The organism is Stenotrophomonas sp. YJH_SMC_106-19 (genome assembly GCF_059368375.1).
In genome coordinates this window covers 1,292,235-1,311,948 of record NZ_JCAFRQ010000001.1, presented here as the reverse complement: position 1 = coordinate 1,311,948, position 19,714 = coordinate 1,292,235, and the positions used below count along the sequence as shown (strand labels likewise).

At 66.7% G+C, this 19,714-nt stretch carries 20 protein-coding genes and 2 riboswitches; of the genes, 14 read left to right on the top strand and 6 right to left on the bottom strand.

Going from position 1 to position 19,714, the window contains the following annotated elements:
• Positions 1-2 precede the first annotated feature (2 nt).
• Entirely contained in the window at positions 3-1,793 is a 1,791-nt protein-coding gene (locus AC5P5M_RS05860; protein ID WP_445394071.1) for an endonuclease, read from the bottom strand.
• A 312-nt stretch (positions 1,794-2,105) separates the two neighbouring features.
• Between AC5P5M_RS05860 and AC5P5M_RS05855 the strand changes: the two genes are divergently transcribed.
• The 4 genes from AC5P5M_RS05855 to AC5P5M_RS05840 all read left to right on the top strand — a co-directional run bounded on the left by AC5P5M_RS05855 (position 2,106) and on the right by AC5P5M_RS05840 (position 5,458).
• Positions 2,106-2,393, top strand: a complete 288-nt coding sequence (locus tag AC5P5M_RS05855) for a co-chaperone GroES (protein ID WP_006396661.1) — start codon at positions 2,106-2,108, stop codon at positions 2,391-2,393.
• An 81-nt stretch (positions 2,394-2,474) separates the two neighbouring features.
• On the top strand, positions 2,475-4,124 hold the full coding sequence (groL, locus tag AC5P5M_RS05850) for a chaperonin GroEL (protein ID WP_053515717.1): 1,650 nt from the start codon (positions 2,475-2,477) through the stop codon (positions 4,122-4,124).
• A 142-nt stretch (positions 4,125-4,266) separates the two neighbouring features.
• The gene (locus tag AC5P5M_RS05845) at positions 4,267-4,737 is read left to right on the top strand and encodes a hypothetical protein (protein WP_128987720.1); all 471 of its coding nucleotides are present in this window, start codon (positions 4,267-4,269) and stop codon (positions 4,735-4,737) included.
• A complete protein-coding gene (locus tag AC5P5M_RS05840; protein WP_459062368.1) occupies positions 4,730-5,458 on the top strand; it encodes a Fic family protein in 729 nt (242 codons plus the stop codon). The genes AC5P5M_RS05845 and AC5P5M_RS05840 overlap by 8 nt, the downstream gene beginning before the upstream one ends.
• Before the next feature lie 32 nt (positions 5,459-5,490).
• On the opposite strand, the gene AC5P5M_RS05835 is transcribed toward AC5P5M_RS05840, so the two are convergent.
• Entirely contained in the window at positions 5,491-6,648 is a 1,158-nt protein-coding gene (locus AC5P5M_RS05835) for a serine hydrolase domain-containing protein (protein WP_495205651.1), read from the bottom strand.
• A 166-nt stretch (positions 6,649-6,814) separates the two neighbouring features.
• Between AC5P5M_RS05835 and AC5P5M_RS05830 the strand changes: the two genes are divergently transcribed.
• Both AC5P5M_RS05830 and AC5P5M_RS05825 read left to right on the top strand, forming a co-directional pair.
• Positions 6,815-7,315 (top strand): MarR family winged helix-turn-helix transcriptional regulator, encoded by a 501-nt coding sequence (locus AC5P5M_RS05830; protein ID WP_495205650.1) that lies wholly within the window; start codon positions 6,815-6,817, stop codon positions 7,313-7,315.
• Positions 7,312-8,046, top strand: a complete 735-nt coding sequence (locus AC5P5M_RS05825; RefSeq protein WP_253119259.1) for a DNA alkylation repair protein — start codon at positions 7,312-7,314, stop codon at positions 8,044-8,046. Before AC5P5M_RS05830 ends, AC5P5M_RS05825 begins: the two co-directional genes overlap by 4 nt.
• A 59-nt stretch (positions 8,047-8,105) precedes the next feature.
• Here AC5P5M_RS05825 and AC5P5M_RS05820 read toward each other — a convergent pair whose 3' ends face one another.
• Positions 8,106-8,462: a hypothetical protein gene (locus AC5P5M_RS05820; RefSeq protein ID WP_279941967.1), complete on the bottom strand. Its 357-nt coding sequence runs from the start codon at positions 8,460-8,462 to the stop codon at positions 8,106-8,108.
• A gap of 460 nt (positions 8,463-8,922) precedes the next feature.
• Here AC5P5M_RS05820 and AC5P5M_RS05815 point away from each other — a divergent pair, with 460 nt between their 5' ends.
• Positions 8,923-9,183, top strand: a complete 261-nt coding sequence (locus AC5P5M_RS05815; RefSeq protein WP_053515725.1) for a hypothetical protein — start codon at positions 8,923-8,925, stop codon at positions 9,181-9,183.
• Between the two features lie 257 nt (positions 9,184-9,440).
• Positions 9,441-10,514 (top strand): 3-deoxy-7-phosphoheptulonate synthase, encoded by a 1,074-nt coding sequence (locus AC5P5M_RS05810; protein ID WP_495205649.1) that lies wholly within the window; start codon positions 9,441-9,443, stop codon positions 10,512-10,514.
• A 197-nt stretch (positions 10,515-10,711) separates the two neighbouring features.
• Here AC5P5M_RS05810 and AC5P5M_RS05805 read toward each other — a convergent pair whose 3' ends face one another.
• The gene (locus AC5P5M_RS05805; RefSeq protein WP_193395970.1) at positions 10,712-11,329 is read right to left on the bottom strand and encodes a trimeric intracellular cation channel family protein; all 618 of its coding nucleotides are present in this window, start codon (positions 11,327-11,329) and stop codon (positions 10,712-10,714) included.
• Positions 11,330-11,411: 82 nt separating this feature from the next.
• Positions 11,412-11,517: riboswitch (glycine riboswitch) on the bottom strand.
• Positions 11,518-11,530: 13 nt separating this feature from the next.
• Positions 11,531-11,620: riboswitch (glycine riboswitch) on the bottom strand.
• A gap of 39 nt (positions 11,621-11,659) precedes the next feature.
• Here AC5P5M_RS05805 and AC5P5M_RS05800 point away from each other — a divergent pair.
• Together AC5P5M_RS05800 and AC5P5M_RS05795 are read left to right on the top strand one after the other, a co-directional pair.
• Positions 11,660-11,935, top strand: a complete 276-nt coding sequence (locus AC5P5M_RS05800) for a GIY-YIG nuclease family protein (RefSeq protein ID WP_253119252.1) — start codon at positions 11,660-11,662, stop codon at positions 11,933-11,935.
• A gap of 137 nt (positions 11,936-12,072) precedes the next feature.
• Positions 12,073-12,483: a hypothetical protein gene (locus AC5P5M_RS05795; protein WP_263175968.1), complete on the top strand. Its 411-nt coding sequence runs from the start codon at positions 12,073-12,075 to the stop codon at positions 12,481-12,483.
• 66 nt (positions 12,484-12,549) lie between these two features.
• Here AC5P5M_RS05795 and AC5P5M_RS05790 read toward each other — a convergent pair whose 3' ends face one another.
• On the bottom strand, positions 12,550-13,830 hold the full coding sequence (locus AC5P5M_RS05790; RefSeq protein ID WP_065174438.1) for an NAD(P)/FAD-dependent oxidoreductase: 1,281 nt from the start codon (positions 13,828-13,830) through the stop codon (positions 12,550-12,552).
• A gap of 119 nt (positions 13,831-13,949) precedes the next feature.
• Between AC5P5M_RS05790 and AC5P5M_RS05785 the strand changes: the two genes are divergently transcribed.
• Together AC5P5M_RS05785 and AC5P5M_RS05780 are read left to right on the top strand one after the other, a co-directional pair.
• The gene (locus AC5P5M_RS05785) at positions 13,950-14,744 is read left to right on the top strand and encodes an NYN domain-containing protein (RefSeq protein ID WP_065174439.1); all 795 of its coding nucleotides are present in this window, start codon (positions 13,950-13,952) and stop codon (positions 14,742-14,744) included.
• A 106-nt stretch (positions 14,745-14,850) separates the two neighbouring features.
• A complete protein-coding gene (locus tag AC5P5M_RS05780; protein WP_065174440.1) occupies positions 14,851-15,471 on the top strand; it encodes a glutathione S-transferase family protein in 621 nt (206 codons plus the stop codon).
• A 59-nt stretch (positions 15,472-15,530) separates the two neighbouring features.
• Here the strand turns inward: AC5P5M_RS05780 and AC5P5M_RS05775 are convergent, their stop codons facing one another.
• Positions 15,531-17,708 (bottom strand): primosomal protein N', encoded by a 2,178-nt coding sequence (locus AC5P5M_RS05775; RefSeq protein ID WP_283219206.1) that lies wholly within the window; start codon positions 17,706-17,708, stop codon positions 15,531-15,533.
• A 413-nt stretch (positions 17,709-18,121) separates the two neighbouring features.
• Between AC5P5M_RS05775 and AC5P5M_RS05770 the strand changes: the two genes are divergently transcribed.
• Together AC5P5M_RS05770 and AC5P5M_RS05765 are read left to right on the top strand one after the other, a co-directional pair.
• Positions 18,122-19,129 (top strand): hypothetical protein, encoded by a 1,008-nt coding sequence (locus AC5P5M_RS05770; RefSeq protein WP_128987728.1) that lies wholly within the window; start codon positions 18,122-18,124, stop codon positions 19,127-19,129.
• Complete coding sequence (locus tag AC5P5M_RS05765; protein WP_495205648.1) at positions 19,122-19,691, top strand: DUF3106 domain-containing protein; 570 nt, start codon at positions 19,122-19,124, stop codon at positions 19,689-19,691. The genes AC5P5M_RS05770 and AC5P5M_RS05765 overlap by 8 nt, the downstream gene beginning before the upstream one ends.
• The last annotated feature ends 23 nt before the right edge of the window (positions 19,692-19,714 follow it).

Below are 19,714 nucleotides of genomic sequence, written 5' to 3'. Positions count from 1 at the left end.
GGTCAGTTGGCCAGCTGGCAGGTCGCCGGCTTGGCCGAGGTGAACAACGCCGGCGTCGCCCACTCGGGGTGGTCGATGAACGGGTTGCGGTTGCCCTGGAAGCTGTAGATCACGTCGTTGCGCGCGCGCTCGGCGTCGTCCGGCGGATCGGACAGATGCCAGTCGATCAGGGTCGAGAGCAGGCCCATGTAGGCCGGCGAACTGCTGGTCCTGACGATCCGGCTGCGGTCGTCGGTCAGCTCCAGGTCCGGCTCGGACTGGCCGGTGGCTGCATCCTTGCCGCCCTCGTAGCGGATCGCCATGTACATCACCGCGCGCGCCATGTCGCCCTTGCGATGGCCCCACACCTCGAAGGTGCCGGTGTTGCCGTCCGGCGTGCGCACCCAGTTGGAATTGCCCGGGTAGCCGCCGCTGCCGCCGCCATGGCCGTTGTTGGCCTCGGTGGCGCGCTCGCCACAGTTGGCATCGCACTTGCCGAACGGCTTGTTGCCGCGGTCGGCATTCCACTGCGCATCGGTCAGGTACAGCATGTGGGTGTCGGTGTAGGGCGCGTAGGGCAGGCCCTTGTCGCCGGTGGTGCTGGCAAAGCCCAGCGAGTTCGGCCAGGTGTGCTCGCGGTTGTAGGTCAGGCCGCTGCCCGTGCCAGCGCGATCGCTGACCTTGGCGTAGCTGCGGTTGCGATAGGCGTCGAGGATGCGGTTGGGATTGTTCGGATCCTCGTCGGCGATCTCCAGGATGGTCCAGGTGCTGGTGCCCGACCCGCTGTACGGATAGGCGGTGTGGCCCTTGATGGTCGCGTGCAGCGAGCAGCGCAGCTGGCTCGGGCTGGAGGTGTTGACCCTGGAGTAGTAGCCCGCCGGTACGCCGGGATTGCCCGGATCGGGGTTGCCCGTGGCGCTGGCCACGGTGAAGGCGATGCGGCTGTCGGCAGCCGGATGCGCGCCCTGCAGGTCGGTGATGCGCGCGGCGCGGATGTCGAAGCGGCAGGCCTCACCGGCCACCAGCGCGGTGTTGGTGGACAGCTTCACGCTCCTGCCGCTGGCCGGGTGGGTCAGCGGTACGCTGCCGGAGGCGCCGCAGCTCAGCGCGAAGGCGCCGCTGGCCAGGTTCACCGTCTCGCTGAACACCACTTCCAGATCGGCCGCGGCCGGGAACGTGCTGCTGCCCTGGGCGGGGGTGGTGGTGGACACCGATGGCGGCGTATTGGGACCGGGCGTACCCCCACCGCTGAAGGTCTGGCCGTTGTTGCAGCTGCCGAAGGTGTGCGTCGCCGATTCGGCCCAAGTGAAGTGGGCGTACTGGCTGCCGCTGCCCGTCAGCTGCAGTGAGGTGCCAGGGGCCGTGCTGTTGGTCTCGGCCACCGGAATGTTCTGGCTGGTCATGCCTGCGGCAGGACCGCCGGAGGCAGTGATCGTGCCCTCATAGCTGAGGAACTGGACCACCTTGCCGCTGGCGTCGACCAGCGCGATGCCGTCGTTGGGGCCGTTCTGGATGCCGTTGGTCGGATAGCTGACCACGGCCAGGGTGGCGCTGCCGCACCCGGCGGCGCTGCCGGCAGGGACGGCCGTGTTGGCGTACACCGAAGCGGCCGACGGCGTGCTGCCGTTGTAGAGATACAGCCGATAGCCGGACAGATCCTCGCCGGCGGTGGCCACGACCTCGATCGCCTCGCCGACGTCACCGGCTGCGGTGCTGTCGTCGTAATGCAGTTCGTTGATGAAGACCTCGGCCTGGGCCGGCGCGGTGGCCAGGGCCAGCACGCAGGCGGTGGCGAGCGGGGACAGCAATCGCATCGACGACTCCTTGTGATTGGGAATGCGCGGCCGAGCCTAAGGCCGATCCAGTGACACTTTGTCGTAAATGAACGTCAGATATCTGACAGTGCGACGTTGGTCACCTAATTCGGGGCCACCCCACCGCACTGCCGCAGCGTCCGGCGCGGAAACTTTTTTCGCGACGCCCCTTGAAAGCCTCCCGGGGGGCTCCATCTCTGCCGTGCTCCCGACCTTGTCGGGTTTCTTCACGTGCGGTTCTGGCACTCGCCTGGTGCGAGTGCTAACATCGCCGGACTTTTTTAGACCAATCAATCACTTAAGAGGTCTCCTATGAGCATCAAGCCGCTGCACGACCGCGTTGTGGTCAAGCCGATCGAAGCCGACGAAATCTCCGCCGGTGGCATCGTCATCCCCGACTCGGCCAAGGAAAAGTCCACCAAGGGTGAAGTCGTGGCCGTCGGCCCCGGCAAGCCGCTGGACAACGGCAGCGTGCGCGCGCCGTCGCTGAAGGTCGGTGACAAGGTCATCTACGGCCAGTACGCCGGCAGCTCGTACAAGAGCGAAGGCGTCGAGTACAAGGTCCTGCGCGAAGACGACGTGCTCGCCGTCATCGGCTGAGCCCCGCCGCGACCTGTTTCAACCTGATCCCCACATCCCAGCCGCCGGGCACGGCCCGGCGCGACCAATGAGGTAATTGCAATGGCTGCCAAGGATATCCGTTTCGGTGAAGACGCCCGTTCGCGCATGGTGCGCGGCGTCAACGTTCTCGCCAATGCCGTCAAGGCCACCCTCGGCCCGAAGGGCCGCAATGTCGTGCTCGAGAAGAGCTTCGGCGCCCCGACCATCACCAAGGACGGCGTCTCCGTCGCCAAGGAAATCGAACTGGCTGACAAGTTCGAGAACATGGGCGCGCAGATGGTGAAGGAAGTTGCTTCGCGCACCAACGACGACGCCGGCGACGGCACCACCACCGCCACCGTGCTGGCCCAGGCCCTGATCCGCGAAGGCGCCAAGGCCGTTGCTGCCGGCATGAACCCGATGGACCTCAAGCGCGGTATCGACAAGGCCGTCGTGGCTGCCGTCACCGAGCTGAAGAACATCTCCAAGCCGACCGCTGACGACAAGGCGATCGCCCAGGTCGGCACCATCTCGGCCAACTCGGACGAGTCGATCGGCCAGATCATCGCTGACGCGATGAAGGAAGTCGGCAAGGAAGGCGTGATCACCGTTGAAGAAGGCTCGGGCCTGGACAACGAGCTGGACGTGGTCAAGGGCATGCAGTTCGACCGCGGCTACCTGTCCCCGTACTTCATCAACAACCAGCAGTCGCAGACCGCTGACCTGGATGACCCGTTCATCCTGCTGCACGACAAGAAGATCTCCAACGTCCGTGACCTGCTGCCGGTGCTGGAAGGCGTCGCCAAGGCCGGCAAGCCGCTGCTGATCGTGGCCGAGGAAGTCGAAGGCGAAGCGCTGGCGACCCTGGTGGTCAACACCATCCGTGGCATCGTCAAGGTCGTGGCCGTGAAGGCCCCGGGCTTCGGCGATCGTCGCAAGGCGATGCTGGAAGACATGGCCGTGCTGACCGGCGGCACCGTGATCTCCGAAGAAGTGGGCCTGTCGCTGGAGAAGGCCACCATCAAGGACCTGGGCCGCGCCAAGAAGGTGCAGGTCTCCAAGGAGAACACCACCATCATCGACGGCGTGGGCGACAAGGCTGCGGTCGAATCGCGCGTTGCGCAGATCAAGACCCAGATCCAGGACACCTCCTCGGATTACGACCGCGAGAAGCTGCAGGAACGCGTGGCCAAGCTGGCTGGCGGCGTTGCCGTGATCAAGGTGGGTGCGTCCACCGAAATCGAAATGAAGGAAAAGAAGGATCGCGTCGACGACGCCCTGCACGCTACCCGTGCAGCCGTTGAAGAAGGCGTGGTTCCGGGCGGCGGCGTTGCACTGGTCCGTGCGGTCACCGCGTTGGCCGGCCTGAAGGGCGCCAACGAAGACCAGAACCACGGCATCCAGATCGCCCTGCGCGCGATGGAAGCCCCGCTGCGCGAGATCGTCGCCAACGCCGGCGAAGAGCCGTCCGTCATCGTCAACAAGGTCAAGGAAGGCAGCGGCAGCTTCGGCTACAACGCCGCCACCGGTGAGTTCGGCGACATGCTGCAGTTCGGCATCCTGGACCCGACCAAGGTGACCCGTTCGGCGCTGCAGAACGCGGCCTCGATCGCTGGCCTGATGATCACCACCGAAGCCATGGTTGCCGAAGCTCCGAAGAAGGACGAGCCGGCCCTGGGCGGCGCCGGTGGCATGGGCGGCATGGGTGGCATGGGCGGCATGGACTTCTAAGGTCCGCTGTTCCCGATGAAGTGAAAAACCCCGCCGCAAGGCGGGGTTTTTTTTGTGGGCGGCTGGGGGCAGGCCGGACGCCTGGATGATGCTTAAGTTATTGATACATGGCGCCTTAATTCGGATGTGCTAGCATGGTTACATGGATATCAAGGGCCGGATCCTGCGCCAGATTGACCCTGCTAGGCCGGGGGTTTTCTTGCGTTCCGAGTTCAATGATCTGGGTGGACGTACGCAGGTCACTGAAGCCTTGCGGGCCTTGGTTGAGAGCCACCAGCTTGAGCGTCTTGAGCGCGGTATCTATGCGCATCCGGGCACTGTGGCGCGGCTCGGACGCGCTGGTCTTCTGGCAACGAAAGAGCATGGATCGGCGCGCGGCAACGTTGTTACGGCGATTACCAAATTGGCGCGTCGGCTCGCCAAACGTGAAGGCGTACAGTACGCGGCGCGTTACATGGATAGCTGGGCCAGTGCAGTGACATCACTGGCGGGCGACACCGTGCAGAGTGATGACACCGATGATCTGCTGGTCGCATTGACCCGCGAGGACAAGCTCTCCGGTCAGGAAATGGTAAAGCTGGTGATGGCGCATCACAGGCTCAAAGGTGTTTGATCCGTTCGGTGACTATGAGGCGGTGGGATACCTGCGAAATCATGCAGGCGAGAAAGACCTTGAGTTGATCAAGATCGCGGAGCATCAATTGTTTCGCGCTCAGCTGCCCAAGGCCTTGAAGTATCTCGAGCAAGCTGCGCATATCGACTATGCCGCCTTCCTCAGGGTCCATCAGATTCTGTTCGAAGGCCTGTACCCGTGGGCGGGAATGGACCGCGCAACGGTCGCGCCAGACAAGCACGTAACCAAGGGGCACGTTCACTTCTGTCATCCATTCGAGTCCCAGCGGGCAGTGGTGCATGCGCTACATCTGGCGCAGGAGAAGGGGCGGATCGCTGATGCACCGGGTCTCATCATGGGATTGTTCGCATACGCCCATCCCTTTCTCGATGGCAATGGGCGCGCGATGCTACTGGTGCACGCAGAGCTCTGTCATCGCGCCGGGTTTTCAGTGAACTGGACTGCTACCCGGAAAGATTCTTATCTCGCCGCATTGACTGCGGAAATCGAGTCGCCGGACCAAGGGCATCTTGACGGATACCTGCGGCCCTATATTGGCCCGCAACTCGATCGTCATGTGTGGTCCCAACGTATCGATGGGCTCCGCGGATTGGATGGAGTACGCACAGGTGAAGACCAGGTTGCAGCGTATGAAGATCCAGCTGTCGCTGCTGGGTACGACGCGTTCGATCAAGCCCGCAATTACCACATTCCGGAGTAGTGGCCCCCGCCGCGAGGTGGGGATCTTTGTCGTCATCTGACAAAGCTCTTGTTGCCGTATTCCCAATCCCACGGCACCCCCGTCTCGCCCAGCACGAAGCGCACCAGTGCCGGAAAGGTCGCTTCGGCGCGCACATCGTTGCCCAGGAACACTACGCAGCGTTGGCCTTGTTCGACGCACACCAGCGTGTTGCCCACCGCATCGTCATGTCCGCCCTTGTAGAAGCCTGCGCCCTGTGGACCGGTGAATGTCACCACGCCCAGTCCCGCAGCCAGGTTTCTGCGCCGCTGCGCCACCGGCAGTTCCGGCTGCAGCGTCGGGAACTGGCTGGCGGTGGTGATCGGCAGCTGCGGCCGCACCAGCTCCCGGCGCATCGATGCCGACAGCCCCTGGCCACTGACATAGCCGGCCGCGAAATTGCCCATGTCGGCGATGGTCGTGTCCATCGAACCGGCGGCACGCACGCGGCTGCGTTCATCGTGCGGTTCCGTCGTGCCTTCGGCGGTCCAGCCGTCGGCCAGATTCGTGGCGAAATCCTCGCGCCACATCATGCTGGTGCGGGGCATGCCGAAGCGGTCGAATACGCGCTGCTGCATGAGCGTACCCACGTCCAGGCCCAGCCCGCGCTCCAGCACGAACTGCAGCAGGATCAGGCCTTCGCCGGAATAGCCATAGCGGCTGCCCGGATCGAAGTGGAATTTCAGTCTTCCGTCCGGCTCCAGGAATGCAAAGTTGGCAAAGCCGCTGGCATGGTTGAGCAGCAGGCGCGGGGTCAGCCGGCGCCAACGTTCGTCGCCGGCCAGCACGGTGTAATCGGCGTACTTCTTCGGCTCGGCCGGATAGTCCGGTAGCGGTCTGTCCAGCGCGCTGGCGATGCTGGCATCCAGATCGATCACCTTGTCCTGTGCAAGCTGCGCGATCAGGTGGCCGAAGGCCATCTTGGTCAGCGATGCCGCATACATCACCGTGTCGGTCTGTAGCGGTTCGCCGGCAGCGTTGCGCTCGCCATAGGCGGCGACGTGCACGACCTTGCCACCGTCGACGACGGCCACTGCCATCCCGCGGACGTGGGCGACCTGCATCAGGCGCTTGGCTTCGGCATCGATCCGGGCCGGGGAGGGCACGGGAGGGGGAGCGGCCATTACGGCGGCGGGGAACAGCGTCAGCAACAGCAGGACGGCACGGCGCATGCGTGGAACTCCTGGCGGGACGTGGCGCGATGCTACCGCAGCTTCGGCTGCTTGCAGCCCCCTGCGCGAGGAGTGCGCCCGGCCGGGCCCGGCGGCAGGCCCCGTAGGTGTTGCGCTCCATCCCGTCATGAATATGATTAGGCACCTAAACATATTGGAAATCACCGTGCTTGAGGCAAAACATGGCGCCCTTCTGGATGAGGCCCGGCGACGTGGCCACGCCAATGTCGCCCTCCTGCATCTGTGCTTCCAGCTGCTGTCGCTGTCCTCGGCGATCGATCGCGACTGCGCCAGCCGGCTGGCACCGCACGGGCTCAGTGAGGGCCGCTTCATCGTGCTGTTCCTGCTGCACGGTGCCGGCGGCACACTGTCGCCGCATGCGCTGGCCGAGCGCGCCGGCGTCACCCGCGCCACCATCAGCGGCCTGCTCGATGGCCTGCAGTGCGAAGGTCTGCTGCAGCGGCGCAGCGATGCGGACGATGGTCGTCGCCTGCAGATCGTGCTGACCGCGCAGGGCAAGCGCCTGGCCGAAGACCTCTTCAATCAGCACACGCAGTGGATCGCGGGCCTGTTCAACGGCCTGGACACTGCCGAGCAGGTGCAGCTCTCACAGCTGCTGGCCAAGGTGTGGCAGCACACCGGCGGCAGACGGAAGGACCTGCAGTGAGCGCAGCGATCAGCCCGGCGCGAAAGCATCAGCTGGATACCGGGGCAGCCGCCAGCACGCATCTGGCGGAATGTCTGGCCGTGGACTTCGCGGTGTTGCTGCAGACCGTTGCGGTGCTGCCGGAGACTGCCATTCAATGCATGCGCGATGCCGCCAGCAAAGGCATTACCCAGCGCATGGTTCTGGCGGCAACGCTGTTGCGTGAGGCCAGGCAGGGTGATCCTGCACAGTGGCAGTCGCATGCATCCGACACCGTGCGCGGCTGGGCCTGCTACCTGATCGGTGGCGATGCCACCGCCTCCCTGCCGGTGAAGCTGGAGAAGATGCGCCCGTTGGCCGATGATCCGCATTTCGGCGTGCGCGAATGGGCGTGGCTGGCGCTGCGCACCGACATCGTTGCCGGGCCACTGCTGGCGCTTGAATGCCTGCAGCCGTGGACGCAGGAACCGTCCGCGCATCTGCGCCGGTTTGCCTGTGAAGCACTGCGTCCCCGTGGCGTCTGGGCGGCGCACATCGCTCTTTTCAAGCAGCATCCCGAACACGCGCATTCGCTGCTGGAGGCACTGGCTGATGATCCCGAACGCTATGTGCAGGATTCCGTCGGCAACTGGCTCAACGATGCCGGGAAGACCCAGCCGCAGTGGCTGCGTGACCTGTGCACACGCTGGCAACGCGAGCGCGACAGCCCTGCCAACGCCTACATCCGCAGGCGCGCACTGCGTTCACTGTGATCCGGCGGGTGCCGGCCCATGACCGGGCCATCGGGCCCGGTCACATTGCGCGGACGCGGCTAGTGGGGCTGCAGGCGTTCGGCCGCATGCGTGGCCAGCCCCAGGGATGCCAGCATCAACCCTTCCATCACCCGGTCGCTCACGTGATGTTCGGGCGCGGCATTCTGGCGGCAGCGTTCGGCGGCCAGCAGCACCTCCTGCACGATGCGCAGGCCGGCCAGTGCGCCATCGGCATCGGCCAGCATCATGCGTCGGCCGTTCGCTGGATGGCGCTCGGGCCAGGGTTGGCCATCGGCGGCCGCACCGCTGCCGATGCGTTGCAGGTGGGCGACCAGACTGTTGGGATCGAACGGCGCCTGATCGGCATTGGCCGGATCGGGGTGGGCACCGGGGAAGGGAACGTGTGGTGTGTTCATGGCGTGTGCTCCGTACAGGACAGACGACACCGCCACCGGAAGAGGTGGCGGACGGTACGTGGCGGCAAAGACCGGGAGATGCTGATACCGGCGGGCGCAAGCGCCCCCACGCACCGCCCGCCATGGAACGCGGACGGATTGCCAGCCGGCGCCGCCCAAGGCGACGCCGGCTGACAAGCGTAAACAACATCTCCTCGGGCTTTGCCGACCCGGCCACCCTTTTCCGGTGGCAAACCATCTTGAGCACATGTATCGCATATGCCATTGCCCGTATAACCGCGCATCGATCGCCTGCACGCCCCTTCCGGGCCGAAGGGTGGGAAGCTTGGAAGGAAGATCTCAACGCGGTGGCACCATCGGTCCAGTCGCGACACGATCGATCCGCACATCGGCACATGCGCCGGTCATCCGGACGCGGTAAACAGTGCATTGCCCACGTCCACCCGCAGGGAAGTCGATCATGCAGAGCACGCTCCAGGTCACGCTGTTCGGCCCTCCCGGCGACACCCCGGCGTTGCAGTTGCCGGATGTGGACGGGCCCTCGGTGGCGATACCGGAATCGACACTGCGGCGGCTGGTCTCCGATCTCTACACGGCGCGGTCCCTGCTCAACCCCGAGCAGTTGGAGGAGGCGAGGCGGGAGCTGGATCAGGTGCTGGAGCGCTGGGCCGATATCCACGAGGGCCTGCTGCTGGACGTGGAAGTGCATGGCAGCCGCTAGATCGTCGTGCTGCTGAACCGCTTCCCCAGTTGCGGATGAAACATTTTGTGCTGCGCAGAAGCTGTGCTATCAATACACCCCATGAACGCAGCCGCTACCCGCTTTTACTGGTATTACTTTCCGAAGCCACTGGCGGAGGAAGGACTGCGCTCACCCTGAAGAAAGCTTCAGACGCATTCCCGAAAGCCGCCAGCGAACCTGGCGGCTTTTTTCATGCCGCCTCGCTGGGGACCCCCTACGTACCGGAGACCTCCCCCATGCCCCCCCATACCGACGACCTGCGCATCCGCACCATCGAACCGCTCACACCGCCTGCCCAGCTGCTGGCGATGCTGCCGTGTGACGATGAAGCCTCCGACACCGTCAGTGCTTCGCGCGCGGCCCTGCACCAGATCCTGCATGGCCGCGATGATCGCCTGGCGGTCGTGGTCGGCCCGTGTTCGATCCACGATCCGAATGCGGCCATCGAGTACGCACAGCGCTTGAAGCCGCTGCGCGACGCGCTGGCCGGCGAGCTCGAGATCGTCATGCGCGTGTACTTCGAGAAGCCGCGCACCACGGTGGGCTGGAAGGGCCTGATCAATGACCCGGACCTGGACGGCAGCTTCCGGATCGACAAGGGCCTGCGCATTGCCCGCGGCCTGCTGCGCGACATCAACAAGCTGGGCCTGCCGGCCGGCGTTGAATTCCTCGACGTGATCTCGCCGCAGTACATCGCCGACCTGGTGGCATGGGGCGCGATCGGCGCACGCACCACCGAAAGCCAGGTGCACCGCGAACTGGCCTCCGGCCTGTCGTGCCCGGTGGGCTTCAAGAACGGCACCGATGGCAACGTCAAGATCGCGGCCGATGCGGTCGGCGCGGCCTCCAACCCGCATCACTTCCTGTCGGTGACCAAGCAGGGCGGCACCGCCATCGTTTCGACCACCGGCAACCCGGATTGCCATGTGATCCTGCGCGGCGGCAAGCAGCCGAACTACGACGCGGCCAGCGTGGCCGACGCCTGCCAGGCACTGGCCAAGGCCAGGCTGCCGACGCGGCTGATGATCGATGCCAGCCATGCCAACAGCCTGAAAAAGCCGGAAAACCAGCCGAAGGTGATCGAAGACATCGCCGTTCAGCTGGAGGACGGCGAACAGCGCATCGTGGGCGTGATGATCGAGAGCCATCTGGTGGGAGGCCGGCAGGAACTGGTGCAAGGCCAGCCGCTGGTCTACGGGCAGAGCATCACCGATGGCTGCATCGACTGGGACACCACCGTGACGGTGCTGGAGCGACTGGCTGCGGCCGTGCGCGCCCGTCGCGAAGTGACGGTGTCAGAAGCCGCCTGAGCGCGGCATGTGTGTGGATGGCGGCCAGCGCCTGCGGGGGTGCGGCCGCGATCAGGGCCGGTCGGAGTTGGAGACCGGCCCGTCCGCACCGGCGATGCGCCTGGCGCTGCGCATGAGCGACAGCGCCAGGTCCATCGCCGGGGTGGTGCAGGGCACGAAGGGGAGCGCCGGGCCACGCCCGGCGAACACGCCATCGTTCAATGCACTTCGTCGTGATACACGAACTTCGGCATTTCCCAGCGGTAGTGGATCGCCAGCAGGCGCAGGGCGAAGCCGCCCGCCAGGCAGCACAGGATGGCCGTGGCATCGGGCACGTTCCAGTGCAGCAGCAGCAGATAGGCGGCGCCGGTCAGCAGCGCGATGATCGCGTACAGCTCCTTCTGGAAGATCAGGGGCACTTCGTTGCACAGAATGTCGCGCAGCACGCCGCCGAACGCACCGGTCAGCATGCCTGCGATCAGCACGATCGGTGTGGCATGACCGGCCTCGCGTGCGATCGAGCAACCGATCAGGGTGAAGGCGATCAGGCCCAGGCCGTCGAGCACCAGGAAGGTGCGGCGGAAGTGGTGCATCCAGCGTGCGACCCAGGTGGCGATCAGCGCCGCGCACACGGTGAAGCCGAGGTACTCGGGATGTTTGACCCAGCCCAGCGGATAATGGCCAAGCAGGATGTCGCGCAGTGAACCACCGCCGAGCGCGGTAACGCAGGCGATCATGACCACGCCGAACAGATCCATGCGGCGGCGTCCCGCGGACAGTGCGCCGGTCATGGCTTCGGCGGAAATGGCGATCAGGTAGATGATGGACAGCAACATGGAACAGGCTCCGGACGCGGTGGGGCCGGCCATGCGCGGACGCCGCCATTGCCTGCGCAATGACGGGATGACGATGACCGGTGCCGCTCCCGCTGTCCTTTTGCCTGAGAGTTCAGCGGCGTAGGCCGCGTGCCCCTTCGGCGGATCGTACCGGGCATGCCCGGTGACCTCTCTCCAGCTCGGCGAGTCGAATGCATGGTTGGTGGGATTCCAGCCCACCGGCCTGAGCGATCATGGGAGCCTGCGCCTTCGGCGGGCGCCAGCGCGGCGCCTCTCTCCTGCATTCGCGCGCAGTATATCCGCTGCGGTGCAGCACGGCATAATCCCGGCATGGCCCCGTCCCACCGCCCGTGGTTCCTGTACCTGCTCGAATGCCGCGATGGCAGCTACTACGCTGGCATCAGCACCGACGTGGACGCGCGTTTCGCCGCCCATCGCGCCGGTACGGGGGCGCGCTACACCCGGGCCCGTCCGCCGCTGCGCATCCTGGCCGTGCGCGAGTACCCGGACCGCTCCGCCGCCTCGCGCGCCGAGTGGCAGCTCAAACAGCTGCCGCGCGAGCGCAAGCTGGCGTGGTTGCAGGCGCCGACCGAGGGAATTCTTTAGAGACGGGCCGTGCTCGGCTCCGGCCCTCCGCCATCACTAGGTTCAGGACATTCACAACATGCGACGACAGGAACTCTGACCATGCGATTATCGCTGCGACCATCGACACAGGGATCGATCCGATGAAGGTCCGTTGGATGCTGCTGTTGACCCTCTGCTTGGCCCTGCAGGCCTGCACGCAGACACCGGCACCGCCGTCGCCGCTTCAGCACGGGCAGATCGGTACCGCCGCCGAGCTGGCCTCGCAGCGTGGCCTGACCGCTCCGAATACGCCCCGTTTACGCCGCGATCTGGTGCCGGCCGAACTGGTCGATCTGATTCCGCTCGCCGAAAAATGGGGCATCGGCGATGACCTGCTGCGCAGCGAGATGCAGGAACGTGCCACTGACGCGGAGAAGCAAGCGATGGGCGATGCATTGAAAGACCGTCATGCGCGTATCACCGCGTGGCTCGACAGCTTTCCGCCGGGGCAGTCAATGTCCGACGAGGCCGCTGCGTTCATGTATATGCAGGTGAGTGCTGACGAAATGGGCCTGATGCAGCAGTAGGTTCACACCATGTGGGGTCAGATCCCTTTCCGCAGGAAAGGGATCTGACCCCGTTGCAGACCTGCACTACCGTTTCGGCCGGCGGTCATCCTGGTCATCGCCGAAGATGATGCGTGCGCTGCGCTGGTAGCTCCAATACGCCACCGCCCAGTTCAGCAGCACCACGATGCGGTTGCGGAAGCCGATCAGGAAGAACACGTGCGCGGCCAGCCAGAACCACCAGGCCAGCACGCCCGACAGCTGCAGGCGCCCCAGGTGCACGATGGCGGCCATGCGGCCGATGGTGGCCAGGTTGCCGTAGTCCGCGTACTTGAAGGGCCCGGGCTCCGGCCTGCCGTGCAGGCGTGCACGGATGACCTCGGCCACGTACTTGCCCATCTGCTTGGCGGCGGGCGCTACGCCGGGCACGGGCTTGCCGTTGGCCTGGTTCACCGCGGCCAGATCGCCGGCCACGAACAGTTCCGGATGCCCGGGCAGGGTCAGGTCCGGCTGCACCTGCACGCGCCCGGCACGGTCCAGTGGCACGTCCAGCGTGCGCGCCAGCGGCGAGGCGGCCACGCCGGCCGCCCACACCACGGTGCGCGCCGGCACGAACTGGTCACCCAGCGTGAAGCCCTGGCTGTCGATGTTGCTCACCGGCGTTCCGGTCAGCACTTCCACACCCAGCTTTTCCAGCTGCCGGCGCGCCTTCAGCGAGAGCACTTCCGGGAACGAGGACAGCACGCGTGGACCGGCTTCCACCAGGCGCACCTTGGCGCTGGCCGGATCGATGTGGCGGAATTCATTGCGCAGCGTATGGCGTGCAATCTCGGCCAGGGTGCCCGCCAGTTCGACGCCGGTCGGGCCGCCGCCGACGACGGCAAAGCTGAGCCACGCCGCCTTCCTGGCCGGGTCCGGTTCGGCTTCGGCGCGCTCGAACGCCAGCAGCAGCTTGCGGCGCAGGGCAATGGCATCGTCGAGGGTCTTCAGGCCGGGCGCATCATCGGCCCACTGGTCGTTGCCGAAGTAGGCGTGAGTGGCGCCGGTAGCCAGCAGCAGGCTGTCGTAGTCCAGCGTGCTGCCGTCGGCCAGCCGCACCTGGCGGAGCTGCCTGTCGATGGCCACGACCTCACCGAGCCGCACTTCCACGTTGCGCTGGTGGCCGAGGATGTGGCGCAGCGGTGCGGCAATGTCCGGCGCTGACAGGCCTGCGGTCGCCACCTGGTACAGCAGCGGCTGGAACAGGTGATGGTTGCGGCGGTCGACCAGGGTGATGCGGATGCGTTCGCGTGCCAGCGCACGGGTGGCCCAGAGGCCGGCAAAACCGCCGCCGACAACGACCAGGTGGGGAACGCGCTCACGACTCATCGACTCACTCCAGGGGGCATGGGGAACCGTCCGGCATCTTCGCACGGCGGCGGCCTGTCACGTCAGCGTGCGCGCGGATCGGCGATACTCGGATTCAGGCAACCGCCAGCGAGAGGCCCATGAGCGAACCGGAAAAGCGCATCGCCCTGTTGATCGACGCCGACAACGCGCCCGCATCGAAGATCGACGAAGTGCTGGCGGAGGTGGCCCGCTACGGCGTGGCCAATGTCCGCCGTGCCTACGGCAACTGGAAGAGCCCACGGCTGAAAGGCTGGGAGGCGGTGCTGCACGAGTACGCGATCCGGCCCATCCAGCAGTTCGCCTACAGCAAGGGCAAGAACGCCTCGGACATGGCCATGGTGATCGATGCGATGGACCTGCTGTACGCGCGCAACCTCGACGGCTTCGCCATCGTCTCCAGCGATGCTGATTTCACTCCAATGGTGATGCGCCTGTTGACCGACGGGGTGAAGGTGTATGGCTTCGGCGAAAAGAAGACGCCGGAACCCTTCGTCAATGCCTGTTCCAAATTCACCTATCTGGAAGCACTGGGCCAGGCCCATGCCAGCGTGCCGGAAGTGGAACAGGGCACGGCAGAGCCGGGTGCCATCGAGCCGGCCACCGGTGAAACGGGCAGCGGCGACGAAGTGCGCCCGCGCAAGAGCGGCGCGGAAATGCGCAGCGATACACGTCTGGTGAAGATGCTGCGCCGCGCCGTGTCCGCCGCGGAAGGCGAGGACGGCTGGTCGCACCTGGGGCCGGTGGGCAGCCAGATCGCCAACCAGGCCTCGTTCGATTCGCGCAACTATGGCTATGGAAAGCTGAGTGATCTGCTGGCGGCGATCGGTCTGTTCGAACTGAAGAAGGATGGCAAGTCGTCCTACGTGCGCGCGCTGCCGAAGAAGAACCGGTAGCGCCGGGCCATGCCCGGCCGACGCCCCCGCGCATCATTCCGCACGCCCACATGTACACCGATCAGGCGTATCGTTGCCGCTCGCATTGCCCGCAAGGAATACCCGCATGTTGAAGATCTGGGGCCGTCGCAATTCCAGCAACGTCCGCAAGGTGCTGTGGTGTGCCGAAGAGATCGGCCTGCCCTACGAGTCCATCGAAGTGGGCGGCAGCCACGGTGGCACACAGACGCCGGAATACCTGGCGATGAACCCCAACAGCCTGGTGCCGGTGATCGAGGACCAGGGCCTGCCGCTGTGGGAGTCCAACGCCATCGTGCGCTACCTGAGCGCGCGCTACGCGCTGGGGACACTGTACGCCGAGGATCCGATGGAACGTGCACAGGCCGAGAAATGGATGGACTGGAGCACTTCGCGGATGGCGCCGCTGTACAGCGATCTGATCTGGGGCATCATGCGCACCGCGCCGGCAGACCGCGATGAATCGCGGATCAATGCTGCCATCGTCCGCGCCGCCGATTACCTGGCGATGGCCGACGCGACGCTGGCCACGCAGCCGTGGCTGTCGGGCGCGACATTCGCGATGGGCGACATCCCGTTGGGTTCACTGGTGTACGCCTGGTATGAACTGCCGATCCAGCGTCCGGACCTGCCCCACCTGGCCGAGTGGTACGCCCGGCTGCGTGAGCGACCCGCTTACCAGCGCGGCGTGATGTCACCGCTGACGTAAGCGGGAATCGCGCGCGGTAACGGTAGCGCCGGGCCATGCCCGGCGGATTCCGCTTGCATTCAATACAGATCCGTCGGATCCACATCCAGCGACCAGCGCACCTTGCGGGCTTCCGGCAAGGCATACAGCTGCGGTACCAGCTGCGCCAGCACGCCGTGCAGAGGCGGGCGCTGTGCCGATGAGAGCAGCAGCTGCGTGCGCTGGTAGCCGGCCCGGCGCGGCATCGGTGCCGGCATCGGTCCGTACGCCTCCACCAGCGCCTGTTCGCCCAGCAGTCGCCGTGCAGCCAGCAGGAACGCGTTGGCGTGCTCCACCTGCTGCGCTTCGGCACGCATCAGTGCCAGATGCGCGAATGGCGGGAAGCCGGCGGCCTGCCGCTGGTTCAGTTCGGCCTGCGCGAATGGGTGGTAGCCGCCGTTGACCAGCGTCTCCAGCAGGGGATGACCCGGATGGTGGGTCTGCAGCCACACCTCGCCCGAATCGCGGGCGCGCCCGGCGCGGCCGGCGACCTGGATCAACTGCTGCGCAAGTTTCTCGCTGGCGCGGAAATCGGCCGAGAACAGGCCCTCGTCGATGCCGACCACCACCACCAGCGTGAGTCTGGGCAGATCGTGGCCCTTGGCCAGGATCTGCGTGCCGACCAGGATGCCGGCCTGGTCCCCCAGCTTGGCCAGCTGCTGTTCCAGCGCATCGCGGCGGGCGGTGGTGCCGCGGTCGATGCGCACCACCGGGTACTCGGCGAAGGCGGCGGTGAGGTGCTCCTCCAGCCGCTCGGTGCCGATTCCCTGTGGCTGCAGGGCCAGGCTGCCGCAGGCGGGGCAGGCCAGTGGCGCCGGTTGCCGCGCACCGCAGTGATGGCACTGCAGGCGACGGCCGCCGCCATGCACGGTCATCGGCGCATCACAGCGCTGGCACGGCGCCGTCCAGCCGCAGTCATGGCACAGCAGTACCGGTGCGTAACCACGCCGGTTCTTGAACACCAGCACCTGCTGGCCGCGCTGCAGGTGCTCGCCGATGCCGGCCAGCACTTCGGCCGAGAGACCGTCCTGCAGGGGACGCTTGCGCACATCCAGGATGCGCACGCGTGGCGGCCGCGCGTCGCCGGCGCGCTGCTTCAGGCGCAGGTGCAGGTAACGACCGGCATAGGCGTTGTGCAGGGTTTCCAGCGACGGTGTCGCGCTGCCCAGCAGCACCGGAACCCCCAGCGCCTTGGCACGCACCAGGGCGAAATCGCGCGCGTGGTAGCGGATGCCGTCCTGCTGCTTGTAGCTGCCGTCATGTTCCTCGTCCACGATCAGCAGGCCGGCCTGCGGCAGCGGCGTGAACACCGCCGAGCGGGTGCCGACGATCACCCGCGCTTCGCCGCGCGAGGCGGCTGCCCAGACGCGCGCGCGCTCGTTGTCGTTCAATCCCGAATGCAGCGCATGCACGGCGATGCCCAGGCGGCCGCGGAAACGCGCCAGGGTCTGCGGCGTCAGTCCGATTTCGGGCACCAGCACCAGCGCCTGCCGGCCTTGGGCCAGGCAGTGGATGATCGCCTGCAGGTAGACCTCGGTCTTGCCGCTGCCGGTCACCCCATCGAGCAGGAAGGGCTGGAACCCCTCCGCGGCGTTGATCGCGGCAACGGCTTCGGCCTGGTCCGGATTGAGGGTCGGGCCGGGCAGCGGTTGCGCGTGCTGTGGCGCTACGCTCAGTGCAACGCGCTCGGCCAGTGCGCGCTTGCCGAGACTGCGCGCCGCGCTGCGCCAGTCCTCCATGCGCGCCCCCAGCACGTCCTCGTCCACGACGGCGTCGGCCAGCAGTTCCGCCAACTGCCGCGGGCGGCTGCCTGCGCGCAGCGTGCCGCGCTGCGCGTGGCCTGCGGCGGTCAGCTGCCAGCCCCAATGATGGGTGTCGGGCAGGGCTTCGCCGTGCCGCAGCGGCCCCGGCAGGGCCGTGCTCAGCACTTCGCCCAGCGGCGCGTGGGTGTATCGGGCCAGCCATTGCAGGCTCTGCCACAGTTCGCCCTGCAGCAGGGGCGCGGGGTCGCACCACGCGAGCGCCTGACGCAGGCCCTGGCCGTCGTCGGCCTGGCCGTGGCCGGCCACCACGCCGATGAGTTCGCGGTTGCCGAACGGCACCTTCACCCGGCAGCCGACCGCTACGTCCGGGGCATCGCCCTGCGGCGACAGATAGTCGAACAGGCGGGGCAGGGGGACGGGCAGGGCGACCTGCAGGGTCGGAATCGGGTCGAGCATCGGGGCAGTGTAACGGGCCGTGTGCACCCGCATGCCGCCCGGAAGGCCCACACGGGGGACGTCGCCGAATCATAAATGTCACCTAAATATCGGTGTACATTGGAGATTCAGTGTTATCCACACGTTCTGTGGATAACACTGTGCGTTACCGGTCAACGGCTGCGTAGGACGCCGATGGCGACGGCCTCGCCCTTGGGTTGGTCAAAAAATCGCCATACTTTAAAATGCATTAAAATCAATACTTTATGTGTGAAACATTGCTGAAACAGAGTGAATTCAGCGAGATGTCGCGGTTTTGCCGGGCGCCAGCGTGGTGCTGTGCACAACCTGCAGCATGAAGTGCCCACGGACGCAAGTCCTGCCGGGCGCCGATGGCCTGCCGCTATCATGCCGGCAGACCTCTGGAGTGACCGATGACCGCTGTGCCCGCCCCTGTTTCCTCGACCGCGGCCGGTGCGCTGTCGGCGTTTCTGCGTGGCGTAGAGCGCCGCGCCCTGGTGGTGGCGGAGCTGCAATGCGGCGACCCGGCCCGGGCCGAGCAGACCCTGGTGGCGGTGATGCGCGCCTTCTCGGCCGTTGCCAGCGATCTGCCGATGGCACAGTGGCCGACCCGCTTCTGGACCCTGCTGGGGCAGCGGCAGGCACTGCGCGAGCCGGCCCCGGGTCAGTGGCCGCCGGCACTCGCCGCACTGGGCGGCATGGCACCGCTGCCACGGCTGGCCCTGCTGCTGCGGGTGGGCGGCAGCCTGGATGAGAACATCGCCACGCGGGTACTCGATCGTGATGAGGCCGGCTACCAGCAGCTGCTGGCCGATGCCTGCCCGCGTGATGCCCAGGGTCAGCCGGATGCCGTTGCCTGGCGCGGCCTGGCCGAACAGGTGCAGCAGCGCATCCGCGACCTGCCGGCGCAGCGCCTGCAGCAGCTGCAGCAGCCGGCAGCTGCCACCAGCAGCAATCCGCAGGCGCCGACGTCCAGCTGGAGGGCACCGCAGCGCGATGAACGGAGCGCTGCCAGCCCCCGGCGCCGGCGCCCCGATGCCCGACCGCGCTGGCGCGGGCCGGCGATCCTGCTGCTGACGGTGGCAGTACTGCTGGCAGCCGCTCTGGGCTGGCGCCATTGGAGCGGTCGGTCGCTGGTGAGCGATGCGCCGCTGCCGGAGGGGGTGGTTGCCGAGGCCGGCCCGGTCACGGTCGAGGCGCTGCCGCCGAGCACGGTCGCTGCCACGCCGCAGGCGGACAGCGCCCCGGCCAGCGATGACGCAGCAATGCTGGCCGACCGCGATTATCCGTTGCTGGCCGAGGCCGATCTGTATGCCTGGACGGCCGCCGGTGGTCCGCTGCCGGTGGACGAGTCGCAGACCAAGCCGAGCCGGCCAGAGCCGGCCAGCGCAGTGCTGGAAACCGCCGCCGCCGATGAATAAGTCCGTGATCACCAGCCTGCTGCTGGCCATCCCGTTGTCGCTGTCCGCAACGCCCCAGACCCTGAATGTTCCACTGCCACCCGCGCCGGCGGCCACGCCCGCGGTCCCGCCATCGGCGGCACCCACCGCGTTCGTCCAGCTCGACGCGCAGCAGCAGCGGCAGCGCCGCGCCGACTACGCCGCTTGGCGCGCGCTGCCGGAAAGCGAGCGCGAACGCATCCGTCAGGCGGCCACGCGGTTCGCCGCACTGCCGGCCGCACAGCAGGAGCGCCTGCGCGCGCAATTCCAGGCACAGGACCAGGCGTTCCGCGATGGCTGGCGGCTGGGGCCGCAATTGGGTGTGGAGTTTCCCAAGCTGCATGGGCTGTTCGGCTTCCTGCCACCGCAGCAGCGCGACAGTGCACTGGCCGTGCTGCACCAGCTCAGCCCGGCACAGCTGGCGCAGTTGGCGCTGGTGGCCCAGCGCACGCCGCCGCAGGAACGCGATGCGGTGCGCAGCGCGTTCCTCGCCGTACCTGCTGCGGAACGAGACGCCTGGCTCAAGCGCCAGGCCGGCCAGTAAGCGCGCGGTCAAACCCAGCGTTC

What these genes read in the sequence shown, in the direction of transcription:
- AC5P5M_RS05820 (WP_279941967.1), bottom strand. Translation starts at nt 8,462, where the DNA reads ATGAACACACCACACGTTCCCTTCCCCGGTGCCCACCCCGATCCGGCC.
- AC5P5M_RS05785 (WP_065174439.1), top strand. Translation starts at nt 13,950, where the DNA reads ATGAGCGAACCGGAAAAGCGCATCGCCCTGTTGATCGACGCCGACAAC.
- AC5P5M_RS05780 (WP_065174440.1), top strand. Translation starts at nt 14,851, where the DNA reads ATGTTGAAGATCTGGGGCCGTCGCAATTCCAGCAACGTCCGCAAGGTG.
- AC5P5M_RS05815 (WP_053515725.1), top strand. Translation starts at nt 8,923, where the DNA reads ATGCAGAGCACGCTCCAGGTCACGCTGTTCGGCCCTCCCGGCGACACC.
- AC5P5M_RS05790 (WP_065174438.1), bottom strand. Translation starts at nt 13,830, where the DNA reads ATGAGTCGTGAGCGCGTTCCCCACCTGGTCGTTGTCGGCGGCGGTTTT.
- AC5P5M_RS05775 (WP_283219206.1), bottom strand. Translation starts at nt 17,708, where the DNA reads ATGCTCGACCCGATTCCGACCCTGCAGGTCGCCCTGCCCGTCCCCCTG.
- AC5P5M_RS05770 (WP_128987728.1), top strand. Translation starts at nt 18,122, where the DNA reads ATGACCGCTGTGCCCGCCCCTGTTTCCTCGACCGCGGCCGGTGCGCTG.
- AC5P5M_RS05795 (WP_263175968.1), top strand. Translation starts at nt 12,073, where the DNA reads ATGCTGCTGTTGACCCTCTGCTTGGCCCTGCAGGCCTGCACGCAGACA.
- groL (WP_053515717.1), top strand. Translation starts at nt 2,475, where the DNA reads ATGGCTGCCAAGGATATCCGTTTCGGTGAAGACGCCCGTTCGCGCATG.
- AC5P5M_RS05860 (WP_445394071.1), bottom strand. Translation starts at nt 1,793, where the DNA reads ATGCGATTGCTGTCCCCGCTCGCCACCGCCTGCGTGCTGGCCCTGGCC.
- AC5P5M_RS05765 (WP_495205648.1), top strand. Translation starts at nt 19,122, where the DNA reads ATGAATAAGTCCGTGATCACCAGCCTGCTGCTGGCCATCCCGTTGTCG.
- AC5P5M_RS05845 (WP_128987720.1), top strand. Translation starts at nt 4,267, where the DNA reads ATGGATATCAAGGGCCGGATCCTGCGCCAGATTGACCCTGCTAGGCCG.
- AC5P5M_RS05805 (WP_193395970.1), bottom strand. Translation starts at nt 11,329, where the DNA reads ATGTTGCTGTCCATCATCTACCTGATCGCCATTTCCGCCGAAGCCATG.
- AC5P5M_RS05835 (WP_495205651.1), bottom strand. Translation starts at nt 6,648, where the DNA reads ATGCGCCGTGCCGTCCTGCTGTTGCTGACGCTGTTCCCCGCCGCCGTA.
- AC5P5M_RS05855 (WP_006396661.1), top strand. Translation starts at nt 2,106, where the DNA reads ATGAGCATCAAGCCGCTGCACGACCGCGTTGTGGTCAAGCCGATCGAA.
- AC5P5M_RS05810 (WP_495205649.1), top strand. Translation starts at nt 9,441, where the DNA reads ATGCCCCCCCATACCGACGACCTGCGCATCCGCACCATCGAACCGCTC.
- AC5P5M_RS05800 (WP_253119252.1), top strand. Translation starts at nt 11,660, where the DNA reads ATGGCCCCGTCCCACCGCCCGTGGTTCCTGTACCTGCTCGAATGCCGC.